The organism is Ruegeria sp. BH8 (assembly GCF_056538065.1).
In genome coordinates, this window is sequence record NZ_JBQFSP010000005.1 from 109,961 (window position 1) to 123,701 (window position 13,741).

At 53.4% G+C, this 13,741-nt stretch carries 14 protein-coding genes; 7 read left to right on the forward strand and 7 right to left on the reverse strand.

The features are described 5' to 3' along the window. Positions 1-24 precede the first annotated feature (24 nt). The 3 genes from ACR0AD_RS11550 to ACR0AD_RS11560 form a co-directional block, all read right to left on the reverse strand. Positions 25-807 (reverse strand): ABC transporter permease, encoded by a 783-nt coding sequence (locus ACR0AD_RS11550; RefSeq protein WP_170666106.1) that lies wholly within the window; start codon positions 805-807, stop codon positions 25-27. Beyond that, positions 807-1,661, reverse strand: coding sequence for an ABC transporter permease (locus ACR0AD_RS11555; protein ID WP_170463247.1), 855 nt, complete (start codon positions 1,659-1,661; stop codon positions 807-809). Before ACR0AD_RS11555 ends, ACR0AD_RS11550 begins: the two co-directional genes overlap by 1 nt. 78 nt (positions 1,662-1,739) lie before the next feature. Then, positions 1,740-2,810, reverse strand: coding sequence for a polyamine ABC transporter substrate-binding protein (locus ACR0AD_RS11560; protein ID WP_480487436.1), 1,071 nt, complete (start codon positions 2,808-2,810; stop codon positions 1,740-1,742). Between ACR0AD_RS11560 and ACR0AD_RS11565 the strand changes: the two genes are divergently transcribed. Beyond that, positions 2,794-3,912 carry a GntR family transcriptional regulator gene (locus ACR0AD_RS11565; RefSeq protein WP_170666104.1) on the forward strand — a complete coding sequence of 373 codons (1,119 nt, stop codon included), beginning with the start codon at positions 2,794-2,796 and terminating at the stop codon, positions 3,910-3,912. The two genes, ACR0AD_RS11560 and ACR0AD_RS11565, sit on opposite strands and share 17 nt — an antisense overlap. Before the next feature lie 4 nt (positions 3,913-3,916). After that, positions 3,917-5,215 (forward strand): nucleotide disphospho-sugar-binding domain-containing protein, encoded by a 1,299-nt coding sequence (locus tag ACR0AD_RS11570; protein WP_480484405.1) that lies wholly within the window; start codon positions 3,917-3,919, stop codon positions 5,213-5,215. Positions 5,216-5,568: 353 nt separating this feature from the next. Here ACR0AD_RS11570 and ACR0AD_RS11575 read toward each other — a convergent pair whose 3' ends face one another. After that, positions 5,569-5,772 (reverse strand): hypothetical protein, encoded by a 204-nt coding sequence (locus ACR0AD_RS11575; RefSeq protein ID WP_170666102.1) that lies wholly within the window; start codon positions 5,770-5,772, stop codon positions 5,569-5,571. Positions 5,773-6,008: 236 nt separating this feature from the next. Further along, a complete protein-coding gene (locus ACR0AD_RS11580) occupies positions 6,009-6,764 on the reverse strand; it encodes a helix-turn-helix transcriptional regulator (protein ID WP_170463244.1) in 756 nt (251 codons plus the stop codon). A gap of 165 nt (positions 6,765-6,929) precedes the next feature. On the opposite strand from ACR0AD_RS11580, the gene ACR0AD_RS11585 reads away from it, so the two are divergent. From ACR0AD_RS11585 to ACR0AD_RS11605, 5 genes are read left to right on the forward strand one after another with little or no spacing between them, the layout of a single operon-like run. Next, positions 6,930-8,030, forward strand: coding sequence for an ABC transporter ATP-binding protein (locus tag ACR0AD_RS11585; RefSeq protein WP_253282989.1), 1,101 nt, complete (start codon positions 6,930-6,932; stop codon positions 8,028-8,030). Positions 8,031-8,064: 34 nt separating this feature from the next. Continuing rightward, positions 8,065-9,228 (forward strand): ABC transporter substrate-binding protein, encoded by a 1,164-nt coding sequence (locus tag ACR0AD_RS11590; protein WP_480487438.1) that lies wholly within the window; start codon positions 8,065-8,067, stop codon positions 9,226-9,228. Between the two features lie 37 nt (positions 9,229-9,265). Then, positions 9,266-10,117, forward strand: a complete 852-nt coding sequence (locus ACR0AD_RS11595) for an ABC transporter permease (protein WP_171176820.1) — start codon at positions 9,266-9,268, stop codon at positions 10,115-10,117. A 7-nt stretch (positions 10,118-10,124) separates the two neighbouring features. Next, positions 10,125-10,946 (forward strand): ABC transporter permease, encoded by an 822-nt coding sequence (locus ACR0AD_RS11600; RefSeq protein ID WP_171176822.1) that lies wholly within the window; start codon positions 10,125-10,127, stop codon positions 10,944-10,946. Between the two features lie 18 nt (positions 10,947-10,964). Continuing rightward, a complete protein-coding gene (locus tag ACR0AD_RS11605; RefSeq protein ID WP_170463241.1) occupies positions 10,965-11,723 on the forward strand; it encodes an SDR family NAD(P)-dependent oxidoreductase in 759 nt (252 codons plus the stop codon). A 213-nt stretch (positions 11,724-11,936) separates the two neighbouring features. On the opposite strand, the gene ACR0AD_RS11610 is transcribed toward ACR0AD_RS11605, so the two are convergent. Both ACR0AD_RS11610 and ACR0AD_RS11615 read right to left on the reverse strand, forming a co-directional pair. Next, positions 11,937-13,076, reverse strand: coding sequence for a hypothetical protein (locus ACR0AD_RS11610; protein ID WP_480487440.1), 1,140 nt, complete (start codon positions 13,074-13,076; stop codon positions 11,937-11,939). Positions 13,077-13,114: 38 nt separating this feature from the next. Beyond that, on the reverse strand, positions 13,115-13,633 hold the full coding sequence (locus ACR0AD_RS11615) for an adenylate/guanylate cyclase domain-containing protein (protein ID WP_480487442.1): 519 nt from the start codon (positions 13,631-13,633) through the stop codon (positions 13,115-13,117). Positions 13,634-13,741: the final 108 nt, after the last annotated feature.

Sequence of the window (13,741 nt, forward strand, 5' to 3'; positions counted from 1 at the left end):
TATTCCTGAGTTGAACCCCTTGGTTCATCGGCTGAAAACCTCTTTGTCGGTACGCTGTGCGAAGAAGACCAGCGTGAATGAAACGAACATGACGATGGTAGCCATCGCATTGATTTCCGGCGTGACGCCAAATCGGATCATTGCGTAAATCTGCATCGGCAACGTGGTCGAGGATTGCCCAGCACCGGCGGTAAAGAAGGCAATAATGAATTCGTCCACAGACAGGGTGAAAGACAACAGCGCCCCGGCGATAACCCCCGGCGCGATGGCGGGCAGCAGGATGCGGCGAAAGGTGGTGAATTCGCTGGCCCCAAGATCGGCACTGGCCTCAAGTATCGAATGGTCGAAATTGCGCATCCGCGTACGCACCACGGCGACAACAAAGGCTATGTTAAATACGACATGGCTGAGGATGATCGAATGAAGCCCCAACGTCATGTTGAGTAGGGTGAAAAAGGACAAGAGCGCGATGGCCAGAACTATGTCGGGGATGATCATCGGTGCGAACAGAACCGCGTCTAGAACTGAAGAATTACGCCGTGTCTCGACACCGACCGCCAAAAGCGTGCCGATTATTGTCGCCAGAACGGTCGAGATTAAGGCCACGATTAGCGTGTTGCGCGCCGCCGACAGTATTGGATCCGCGGTAAACAACTTGCCGTACCATTCCAACGAAAACCCGGTCCATACAGTTGGAAGTCCGGCCCGGTTAAAGCTTAACGCCATGAGCACAAGGATCGGCACATAGAGAAAGGTGTAAAACAAAACCAGGTGCAGCTTCAGGCCCATGTTGGATCGGTCCCGCATCAGTCCTGCCCTCTCTGTCCCGCTGCGCGATTGGCCAATACCGCCTGTGCGAACAAAAGCCCCATCATAATCGCAATCAGGAACATCGACAGCGTTGCTCCGAACGGCCAGTCGCGGGCGCTCAGGAACTGGTCATAGATCAGGTTTCCAACCATCTGAAGTCGCCCGCCGCCAAGCAAATCGGGCGTAATGAAATTGCCGATCGACAATACAAAAACAAAGACACCACCTGCCGCAATCCCGGGAACGGTCTGTGGCAGTATCACCCGGTAGAAAGTGGTCCAAGCGGGCGCTCCAAGATCTTCCGAGGCTTCTATGGTTTCGACATTTATGCGGTTCAGCGACGAATAGATCGCCAGAACCACAAAGGGGGTGTAGTTGTAGACAAGCCCAACGATCACCGCGAAATTGTTATAAAGCAGAGACAGCGGCTCATCGATCAAGCCTGCCCCCTGGAGAGTATTATTGATCAAGCCCTCGCGGTTAAGCATCACGATCCAGGCGTAAGTGCGGATTAGGTAGTTGGACCAGAACGGCAAGATCACCAAGATCAGCAAACCGGTCTGCCAACGGCGCGGCGCCAGCGTGATGGCATAGGCCGCCGGATAGGCGATCAGGATCGCGATTATCGTGGCCAGAAACGCGATCTTGGCCGAGCGTAAGAAGATCCCGAGGTAAAGAGGATCGGCGGCCCGCACAAAATTTTCAAACGTAAAGACGTGGTCGATGCCGCCATAGATACCGCGTTCAAAGAACGCATAGGTAAAAATAAGGCCACACGGCACCACCATAAGAAGCGCAAGCCAGCCCAGGCCCGGCCCCAGCAAGATCACCGATTTCAGTCGATTGGTCATATACTTGGCAATCTGTGGAGTGATGTCGTACAGGCCCGACCCTTTGTTCGGGTCGGGTTTTGCTCAGGGTTTGATCACTTACTGTGCGGCCATGATTTCGGTCACGGTCCGTGCAAAGGGTTTCTGGCCATTGCCGAGATCGCGCAACTGCTCGTACTTGGTAAGGTCTGCAGGCGACATTCCCATGTTCGGGAAGGTTTCGATCAAGGACGGGTCCAGCGCCTCCATCGCAGCCTTGTTCGGCGTTTTGTAAAGGATATTGCTGGCAACCCAGACACCGACGTCCGCGCCCAAGACATAGTTCACAAAGGCATGCGCCGCATCTTTGTTTTCAGATGCATCCGCGATGACTAGCGCATCTACCCACAGATCCGATCCTTCTGATGGTATCGTGTACTTGATGTCCGCGTTTTCACCGATGCCGTAGTTGCACCAGCCATCCCAGGCGTGAACCATCGTTGCCTCGCCCGATACCAACTTCAGATAAAAAGTTGCGTCATCGTAGGCCAGCAGATCCTGCTTCGCCGCAACCAGCAGGTCCTTTGCAGCCGCCAACGTCTCATCCGACGTATCGTTAAGCGACTTTCCGAGGGCTAGCGCAGCAGCCCCCATCAGCCAGCGATCCGTCGAGAGCATTGTCACTTTGCCTTTAAGGTCTTCAGAGGGTTTGAGCAGATCGTTCCACGAAGTTGGCTCTGCCATCAGGTCAGACCGGTAGCATAAGCCCGTCGTGCCCCAAGCGTATGGCATTGAATAGTTGTTGCCCGGATCATGGGCTAGTTCTTTAGCTTCGTCATACAGGTTAGAGGCATTCGGAACCTTGTCGTGGTCGATTGCAGCCACCAGCCCCAGGTTGTTTAACGCCTCGGCAAAAGGCGACGAGACGAAAAGAACGTCGTAGCCCTTGCCTCCACCGGCTACGACCTTGCCCATGATTTCTTCGTTAGTGCCATGCACCGAGAGCTCGGCCTCGATACCTGTTTCATTGGTGAAATTCTCCAGCAGGTCCGGCGGCATGTAGCCGTCCCAGTTCGAGATCACGATTTTTTCTGCTTGGGCCGCTCCGGCGAATAAGCTGAGTGCGCAGGCCGCCCCGGTGGTGAGCCAAGCAAATGGCAAACGGAACGAATTGGTGAACTTGTTGGTCATGTCTTCCTCCCTTGACATCCGCGCTCGCTTCTGGGGCGAGATATATGATGCAATCACGGTATTTTTTGATGAAATAAAACTCAACATTTTTTTGAATCATTTTTGTATGGCCCGGAGAAGCCATTTAAGATACCGTTTTTATTGTATATTAACTAGGTATGACGAAAGCCGTCTTCTTATGCCACCAAGCAAATACTTGAAACTTGCTCAAAAAATACTGGATGTTGCGATGGATCTCGATTTGCATCAGGGCGACAGACTGGTGGAAAAAACCCTTGCTGATTCGTGCAGCGTCTCTCGCACTCCGGTTAGATCCGCATTGAGGCTGCTGGAAAAGGAGGGGATGGCACGCAAAGCGGCAGAAGGCGGGTTTGTCCTAGAATGCGAACCCGAAAAGGGGCATTCGATACTCAACCAGCATGCGGTCGGAGCAGGTGTGGATCTCGCTGGTGCCATCCTACGAGATCGCGGCGCCCGACGCCTGGACGGTGCCATCAATGTCACAGACCTGATCCGCAGATATTCGGTTTCCCGCAGCGCTGCACAGCGTGCGCTCGAAGCCCTCCTGGCCCAAGGCGTGATTCAGAAAGCCGAAGGTCAATCCTGGGTTTTCACGCGCATGCCGGGAGACCGCTCCGGACGAATAGAGAGCTACGAATTTCGTCTGATACTGGAACCGCAGGCCATTCTGTCCGACGGTTTCAAGTTGGACACCAAGCGCGCCGATCTGGTCCGCAGCCAGACCGAAGCGCTTCTGGCGCAGTCGGAAAACTCTTTCAATAGCCAGGATTTTCAAGACGCGGATCTTGCCTTTCACAAGCTCATCGCTCGATCGTCCGGAAACCAGTATCTAGCTTCTGCTCTCATGGCCCATCATGGGTTGCGCCACCTGCCGGGCGGATCATTCGGTATGATCGACTTTCGGATGAGGCAGGCGCTCGATGAACATCTGCGTATACTTGATTTCATCGAACAAGATCATTTCGATCTTGCGGCGGATCAGATGAGGGTGCACTTGCGGCTTTCAATGCACCAAAGGCCCAGCGTCGCCAATCGTGGTGCTCCGGCGCTAGTCCAAGCAACCTGCGGGTCAATCCGGTGAGTGAATGATGAACCGCAAGGAAGCACCCGTAATCGCGTTTTTCCCCGAAGCTAGTTTTGGGGCTGCACTGAATTGTGTGGGGATCGCTCAGGAACTTCGCGCAATGGGTGCACACCCCGTTTTCCTGACCCACGGTGGCTTTGGTGGCGTATTCGCAGATTACGGTTTTGACGAGTTCGCCGTCCCTGTTCAATCAGAGTTGACAGAAGAGGAAACCCAGACCTACTGGCAGGAATTCCTGAGCCATCATCTGCCGCATTTTAACATGCATCCAACTGACCAACTGACCACCTATGTAGAGCCCGTTTGGAACGCAATCGTCGAGACAGCGGAATCGGTCGAACAGGGGTTGGAAACGGCGCTAGAGCGGACCAACCCAGATGTCGTCGTCCTCGACAACGTCATCATGTTCCCGGCCATCGTACGATCCGAGCGCCCATGGGTCAGGGTTATTTCTTGCGCGGAAACCGAGTTGCCAGACAACTGCCTACCGCCGTACCTGTCCGGTCTGCCGGCATCTGACGCCGCCGGGTGTGCGGCATTCCGAGACCAGTACCTGGAGACCCTTGGCCCAATTCATGCTCGCTACAACAAATTTCGCCTGGATAAGGGGCTTGAGCTATTGCCTGAAGGTGAGTTCCTAGAAACATCACCGCATCAAAACCTTCTTTTAGCGCCATCTATCATTCGCCATGATCGTGATCAGGTACTGGACTCTGGACAATTCACCTTTCTCGAAGGCTGCGTTCGCCAGGAAGGTCCTTACCGTGTACCTCAAATGCCCCGTAACGACGGGCCTCTGGTGTACGTGAGTTTTGGCAGTCTGGGTGCCATGGATGTCCCATTCTTTGAGAGCCTGTTCGACGTATTCAAGACAATGGACATGAGGTTTCTGGTCAATGTCGGGGCCCAAATCGACGCCTATTCCAGAGTCCCAGACAATGTTCATCTGCAGGAATGGTTTCCGCAGCCTTCCGTGGTTGAACAATGCGATCTGTTTATTCACCACGGCGGCAACAACAGCTTTTGCGAAGCGCTGTATTTCGGGGTCCCGTCGCTGATCCTTCCCTATTGCTGGGACGGACACGATAACGCCCAGCGGGCAGTTGAGACCAGTGTCGGACTCAGGGTAAATCGATGGGATTGGACACCGGAGCAGTTGGATAATTCGATTAACCAACTCCTTGGGGACGCAGAGATGAAGGCCCGGCTGGCTGCGAACTCAGAGATCATGCAGTTGAGAAAGTCGGTTCAGTTAGCTGCTCAGAAAATTCTGGATTGTGTAAATCCTAACCGAATCTAGGTTATTCCCGTCGGTCATCCGTTTTGTCATGAAGGATGGAAGGGTGCATCGCAATGACCTCTAAATCACTGAACCTAAAGTGTCGGTTTGGGCTCGAGACAGACGCTCGCTGAAATGTCGCGAGCGGCAGCAATACGGGCAAAGCGGTCTATGGTTCTCCAAACAAATCGGCCATCCTTGGGTTTACAGTACACGGTTGTGGAGAGTGAGAAGGACTAGTAGTCTTCACTTTCGGAAGTATAGGGTCTCAATTGGCACCCTCATTGCATGCTGAGCAGTCCTTTATGGCTCACGAGCGTCTAGATACCCTCCGGTTAAGCCCTTTTGGGTGTCAGACGGTATCGTCCGCAAAATTAGGTTGTTGGTTGCTCGGGTGCGTCACCCAGAGCCAGCAGCAAAAGGATAGCCAAAAGGGGTGATCCAACCAAACCGATCAGGAACCAGATAAAACTAGATCGGTTGCGCCGTCCCGCCATCGTGATCGGCAGGATATAAAGCCAGATCACGACAACCAGCAAGATGAACATAAAAATCAACTGGATAACTGGTGCGTCCATGAAATTTTGCCTTTCGAATCTTGACGCCATTTTTAAAACGGCTGATCCGGTTAGATAGACAATGGCCCGAAAGCGTTCCCGGGTATTAATTTAGCCCGACACGGGTCCCGGGCGTCCCAATCCTCTCACTTTGGGTTCCTTGGCTATCAGACAGTGCCGTCCAAATGTTTGGTGCTTTCCGGGTCACAAGGTAGCAAGGTCGGCAAAACGGATAAAGTGGGTGTTCAAGGAACCTTTTAAAGAGCCTTTTCAATGAACTTTGAAAAAAGCTCACCCTGCGAGTTGATCCTAAGTTTCGCGTAAATGTTGCGTCTGTGGATGCGGACTGTGCCTGGAGAGATGCCGAGAATTGTGCCAACAGCTTCTGCCGAATGGCCCTTCAATGTGAACTCAACGACTTCTCGTTCTCGTGGCGTCAGAACGCCATCGCCAAATGCCTGGAATGCTAGATCAACGCGACGACTAACGCCATTCGCTGCGGCGCCGCGGGCCATCGTTGGAAAGTCACTCCAATGTTTGCAACAGGCTGCCCGAACGAGCGGCCATAGAGCGTGCAAATGACGAATTTCCTTGGCTGAAAAAGGCTTCGCTGATCGCATGAGCGAGACCACAACCATCCCAGTGCTTGGGATATCGATAAAGTAGCCAATCTCCTCTGCTAACCCAGTCCTTTTGTAATAGCTGCGATAGTATTCGCCCTGATAGAACCTGTCCGGTGCGATATCGCGCATGCGGTACAGACCCGGTGTTATCGGTTTTGTCGCGGCCAAAAAAAATGGATCAAGTACGTAGGGCCCTGCTTGGTAATCCTCAACAAAAATACGCCGTTTGCTTTTGGGAAAATCGTCGTGAAGGTCTATTGGTGCTTCGGTTCCGACATGGCCAAACACCACCGTAAAATCAAATGGTGCGACCTGCCGTAAGCCATCTGCCAAAGCACATGGAAATTCTGGGGTTCCGATCTTCTCTACGACCCTGCCGGCCTCTTCCATCCAATCGTACACACGCCGCTCCAGATTTTCGAAAAGCACCTCTATACCCCAATTGTGGTATATACAGTTAATCCGAGTTATTGTTACTTTTTCCTTGTTTGAGTGGTATGCCAGCAAATGCCAAAAAATCAAGCAAAAGGAAAACAGCAGTATATGAGCTTTGACATGAGCGTCACCATGCAGACGATTGCGGAACTCAGAGGAGTGACCAAGACCTTCGGGAATGTGGTCGCCGCCAAAGACCTGAATCTTTCCATTGGGAAAGGAGAGTTCCTGTCGTTCTTAGGCCCATCTGGTTGCGGCAAAACCACTGCACTTAGGATGCTGGCGGGTTTCGAGAAACCAACCGAAGGTCAGGTGTTGCTCGATGGCGAAGTCGTCAACGACTTGGATGCGCACCATCGCCCAGTCAACATGGTGTTTCAGCACTACGCTCTTTTTCCTCACCTAAGCGTGTTCGACAACATCGCGTACGGCCTGCGCCAACGACGACCACGCGTAGACAAACAAACAATCGCGACAAAGGTTGAGCAAGCGCTGGAAACTGTCCGTCTTGGTGGGTTTGGCCCACGTCGCATCTGGGAGATGTCTGGTGGTCAGCAGCAACGCGTCGCTTTGGCGCGTGCGATCGTAAACGAGCCCAAGCTTTTGCTGCTTGATGAACCAATGGCTGCTCTGGATCGAAAGCTTCGAAAAGAAATGCAGTTTGAACTGCAGAACCTGCAACGACAACTGGGAATAACTTTTGTCCTCGTCACGCACGACCAAGAAGAAGCGCTTTCAATGTCCGACCGAATTTGTGTGATGGAAGGCGGCAGTATTGTGCAGGTTGGCAGCCCACGCGAACTCTATGACATGCCCCGCAGCCGCTACGTGGCTGGATTTGTAGGCACCTCAAATTTCTTTGATGCAACTGTAACTGACGCAGTAGCCGACCAAATCACTGTGCGTTTAGCGAGTGGCCAAAAGGTGCACGGAACTCCGGAGATTCCAATAGATGCAGGGCAGGAAGTTTGCGTCAGTATCCGTCCTGAACAGATCACGCTGACCCGCGCGCTGCCCGCAGCTGAAATTGCTTTGCCAGTTACCATTCAAAATCGGATCTTCCTTGGGGAGCACACAGAATACCTTGCGCGCAACGAAGCACTGGGTGATTTCCACGTACTTGTGCCAAGGCAAGCGGAATTGAACGAGGGGACGTTCAATGCAGGAGAACAGGCCTTTGTTTCATGGGGCGAAGGCGCACTGCTGATCCTGGAAAATTAACAGATCCCGCAATCCAACAACAGAGAGGTTCACAATGACTAAGGATAATGGGACTATTTCCAAGCAAAAGTTCATGGAAGAGCTTCGCCGGTACCAAAAGGGTTCGGTCACACGGCGACATTTTTTGGGCGTGACAGGTCTTGGGATGGCAACGGCCGTTCTGGGCACGGCTATGCCTGGGTTGCGTCCACGCCCGGCATTTGCTGCCGGAGACATTGGCGACCGAGTGATCCTCGCCACGTGGCCGAACTACCATGACGAGATGAACTTCGAAGCCTTCACGGAAGCCACTGGCGCCCACGTTCAGGTCAATGTTTTTGGCTCGAACGAAGAGATGTTGGCAAAACTGCAAGCCGGAGGGTCTGGCTGGGACGTGTTCGTTCCAACCAATTACACGATCACTACGTATGTGGGCGAAGATCTGATCATCCCGCTCGATACGTCCAAACTGCCAAACTACGACGCAGGTTCATTCGAACAGCGCTTTTCAGATGCCGGCTCTGTCGATGGCCAGCTTTACGCGGTGCCGAAAAACTGGGGCACGACCGGCTTTGCAGTGAATACTAGTAAGCTTGACGGCGCTCCGACTCCAACCACTTGGAAAGAGTTCTGGTACCTTACTATGGAAGGTTACTCAGGTCGGACAATGGTGCATGATTACCAACTCACCACCATCGGTAATGCCCTGAAATACTTCGGCTACTCCTTCAACTCGGTCGATGAGAAGGAACTGGCGGATGCCGAGAAATTGTTGCTGGATGCTAAACCGCATCTGTTTGCAATCTCGTCGGATTATCAGCCACCGATGCGTAACGGTGACGCGTGGATGACGATGTGCTGGACAGGTGACGGCAAGCAGATGAATGTCGACATGCCGGAAATCGCCTACGTTCTGGGAGCCGAGGGCGGTGAACTCTGGTCCGACTACTACGCTATTCCTAAGGGCGCACCCCATATGGATGCCGCTTATGCCTTGATCGACTTCCTGCTGAACCCGGAAGTTAATGCGAAAGAAGTCCTCGCTCATGGCTATCCATCGGCTGATGCTCGCACCAATGCGTTGCTGCCGAAGGAATTGCTGGAAGATCCGATCCTTTATCCGGCAGCTGACCTTCTGAATGCGCTCGAGTTTGGCGCGGCGGCTACGCTAACCGATCCAAACCGTGCCGAGTTGCTCGCCCGCTTCAAGTCGGCCTAAGCGGCAAGGCCGCAATATCGGAAAAGACGAGGACAATATGACCGAACGAGGCAGAAAAGCACTGTTGCTGGCACCGGCAGGAATATGGCTTTTGGTAATGCTTGCCCTTCCACTACTGGTCGTCTTCGTCTTTTCCTTTGGCGAACGGGGTGCCGCCGGAGGCTATGTTCCAGCGTTCACTTTGGAACAATATGCCAACCTTCCTGCGCGATGGACGGCGTTTAAGAACACCTTGATCCTTGCACCTCTGGGGACTATCGCTGCGTTGGTAATTGCCTACCCGCTCGCCTACTTTCTTGCGGTGCGTTGTTCACCAAAGTGGAGAACTTCGCTGTTGATCCTGGTGATCGTGCCGTTCTGGACATCGATCCTGATCCGATCATACGCATGGATTTTCATCCTTGGGGGGCGTGGCTTGCCCGCTTTACTAGAGTCGATCGGCATCGATGATGTCCGCCTGATAAATACGCCGTTCTCTGTGCTTGTGGGGATTGTCTATGGGTATCTACCGTTGATGGTTTTCCCAATTTTTGTAAGCTTGGACAAACTGGATAAACGCCTTCTGGAAGCCTCAGCGGATCTCGGCTCTACTCCGTGGCGTACGTTCCGTCAGGTAACACTTCCTCTGTCAATACCAGGTATCGCAACTGGCTGCATGCTGGTCTTCATCCTACTCATGGGCGAATTTCTGATCCCAGCGATCTTAGGTGGCGGAAAAGTGTTTTTCGTCGGAAATGCGCTGGTGGACCTGTTCCTGCAGTCTCGAAACTGGGCGTACGGATCGGCGGTCGCAATGACGCTGGTTGTCGTAATGCTTGTCACTGTCTCAATTTACATGAAATTCATCTCGCGCCTGGGTGGCCAGCGCGAAGATGTCTCGCTGATGTGAGGGTCCGATGCGCTTGTACGCGATTTGCGTCTACCTTTTTCTCTATATTCCAATCGGCATCATCGCGCTTTTCAGCTTTAATGCCGGACGACACGCAAGCCAGTTCATGGGGTTCTCGACCCGATGGTATGGCAAAGCGCTCAACAACCCATTTGTTATGGACGCGCTCGAGACCAGTCTGCTTGCGGCATTCATAACTGCTTGCCTCGCATCCACACTCGGAACCATGGCGGCCATCGCTTTACAAGGGGTTAAGGGATGGCTCCGAACTTTATTCGATGCGATGATTTATATTGCGATAATGATACCAGGTATCGTCATCGGTATCGCGACACTCATTGCCCTGGTCACCGTATTTGGCTGGCTAAACCCGCTTCTTGCGAGCCTATGGCCCGATGGAGCAAATCCCCCGCAACTTTCCATGGGGATGCCCACGCTTGTCGCCGCACACACCATGTTCACAATGGCGCTGGTCATAATCATCGTACGTGCAAGGCTATCGGGTATGGACCGTGCCCTCATGGAAGCATCGGCTGACCTCTTTGCGACGCCCTGGGGCACCTTTCGGCAGGTGACCCTGCCGTTGATAGCACCGGCAATTTTGGCGGGCTTCCTGCTCAGCTTCACTTTCTCATTTGATGATTTCATCATAGCGTTCTTCGTAGCTGGCTCAGAAACAACCCTGCCTATCTACATATTCTCATCCATCCGGCGCGGCGTAACGCCCGAGATCAATGCCATCGGCACTATGGTTATGGGCGCGTCGCTCTTGTTGCTCGTTGCAGCGCAACTGCTTTTGCGCCGAGGCGCCTCAAAATCGAATAGTTAAATAAAGGAGCCAAGTGAAATGCGGCTTGCAGGTAAAGTCGCGCTCGTGACGGGCGCGGGATCAGGAATTGGTCGGGCGGGTTCAATGGCAATGGCACAAGAGGGTGCGCATGTTGTGGTAACGGATCGCGATGCAACACTTGCTGAAGCCACTGTGGCCGCGATCGTTGCGCAGGGGAATCAAGCATCTGCCATACAGCTTGATGTGACCGATGACGATGCCCTTACCAAAGCCATAGACGAAGCAGTAAAAAACTTCGGTCGGCTTGACGTGTTGCACTCTCATGCTGGGTTGCAGATCGAAGGAACGCTGGAAGAAGTGGAACCAGATGGAATGGATGCTTCTTGGGCATTGAATGTCCGCGCTCACTTCATTGCCGCGCGCGCAGCCGTCCCCCATATGAAATCACAAGGTGGAGGCAGCGTGATCGTCACGGCCTCCAATTCTGGGGTTCAATACGACCGGGGCATGATCGCCTATGCGACTACAAAGCACGCAGCTGTTGCGATGGTCCGGCAGATGGCAGCCGACTACGCCGTCCATGCAATCCGTTTCAATGCCCTTTGTCCAGGATTTGTAGACACCCCCTTCAATGCAGGCTTCGAAAAGCAGATGGGTGGCCGTGCCAAACTGGAAAGCTACATCGAGCAGGCGATCCCTATGAGTCGGTGGGCGACAGTTGAAGAGATTGGCCATGGGATCGTCTATTTAGCTTCAGATGAATCCGCTTTTATGACGGGGCAAGCCTTGGTTATCGATGGCGGTGAATGCATTTAGTGATGGGTTAGACCGCTCAAGAGAATGTCTATCGCCGCACTTCATTTTTGGTGAGCACATTTCAGTCCGCTTTGGGCTCAGCGCTGCCATTTTCTGCGATGAGCATGATTGACCGCTCGCAGCCCTAAGCGGCCCTTCAAATCCGAGCTTTGCAGTTACTGAAATGCGCGATCAAGCTGCCGGTTTTCCCAGCGCAACTTGGTTCCGGCACCGCTAATCTGGCAACCCTGCCCGGCGAAGCGCTTCAAAGTAACGTTCAGCGCCTTCTGAACCGCCATAGTCCACGTTGCTACGCCATTTCGAGATCGTTTCATCAGGTTCCATTTGCAGCATTTGCGCCAACGCCGCAGACGCCTTTTCAGGTTCCCCAAGCATAGCGTGAGCAGCGGCTCTCGTGCTGTGAAGTGCGGCATAGTTCTTTGAAAAGCGCAAACCTGCCTCAGCATAGGCGATAGCATCATGGTCTCGACCAAGCATTACGCAAGAGGTGGCGGCCCCTCCGGAAGCACCCACGAAAACGGCCCCATATCGGCCCAACCGGAGCGCCGTCTGAAAGCAGCTTAGTGCCATTTTAGGAAACCCGGCCCAGTTGTATCCCCAACCCATGAACAAATGCAGGCGGGCATCTAGTGGCGCTCGTTGCCGGATTTGCTCCAGCGCCACGGAAAGTCGATCCGCGTCCCCGTCGACATTGTAGTCAGCCACTGCAACACTCAGATCAAGCGTTGGGCTTTGACCCGCCATGTGTCGTCCGGCCTCGATCCAGTGTGGCAGCTTCTCGTAGTTGGATGACAGATCGCGTCGAAGATCATAGGTTCTCGCACCATTCATTGTCCAAATAGCTTCGGCATAAGCGGCGGCGAGGGTTGGTTTGGCCTCGATGGCCCTGGCGTGGTACGACAACGTCTCTTTATAGCTGTCGATGCTGGCCTCCGACCATGTGATCATGCCCATCAAGACGCACTGTTCGGCAGTCAGCTCGTCTTCAGGTAAAGCAGAGAGCTTTGCGGTCAGCGACTGGATCAAGATCCCGCTAACGGCATCCAACAGCTTTTCTACAACCTCGTCTTGCCAATCAAAGATAGCTTCGACCGAACCGTCGAACTTCTGAGTCCAGATTTCAGAACCAGAAGAGTCATTTAAGCGTGCTTCCAGACGCAATCGGTCGCCGTGTCCACGCAGCACGCCGCGAAGTGCATATCCCTCTGATGCTTCCGTGGAGGTTATTGCCGCGTTTAACCAGTTGATCGTCCGAAAATAAGAACCGAAATCTGAAGTGAGAGCTGCGGCCATTTCCTTGAGCTCAGCGCGTTGGTCGCTGCACGTGACAGGATGGATGGATAGCTTTGGCAAGCTCGTCTCTGTAAAAGAAGGCGAACTTTGCGGTGCACTCAGTTGTGGTCCATCGTGAATCCACACATCCAGGCTGCGTTGGATGTTCTTGAGCCTCTTCTTCCCAACTGCTTTGAAAGCGTCGCCAGATTGTGTTCAAGGTTCAGATGTACGGGTTCAGAAATTGCGATACCACCGGTTGGCGCAATGCTCTCAAGCCGTGCGGCAATGTTCACACCGTCACCCAGGATGTCATCACCTTTTTCTGTGATGTCACCCACATGAACACCGATCCGCATGTTTATTAACGAGTATTCAGCCAACTGCTCTTGTAGCTGCATTGCTGCGGTTACAGCTTGCGCCGCGCTGTCAAATTGCACCAGCCAACCATCGCCCATGCTCTTCACGACACGACCTGATTGGCCGGCTATCGTTGGGGTGACGATGTCGCTTTCCAGGTGATCAAGCATTAGAATTGTGGCTTGCTCATCTTTGTGCATAAGCGCCGAATACCCAACGACATCCGCGGCTAGAATTGCCGCCAACCTTCGTTGCAACTGTTGTCCCTTGTTCGACATGCGTTCGACGATAGATGATGCGGCCCTCTACTCCAACTGCCTGAATGCGAGGTTCGCTCGGGGCTCTTTACTGATGCTCTCCGCCCTTGGCATCAGCGTCAGTTCGCG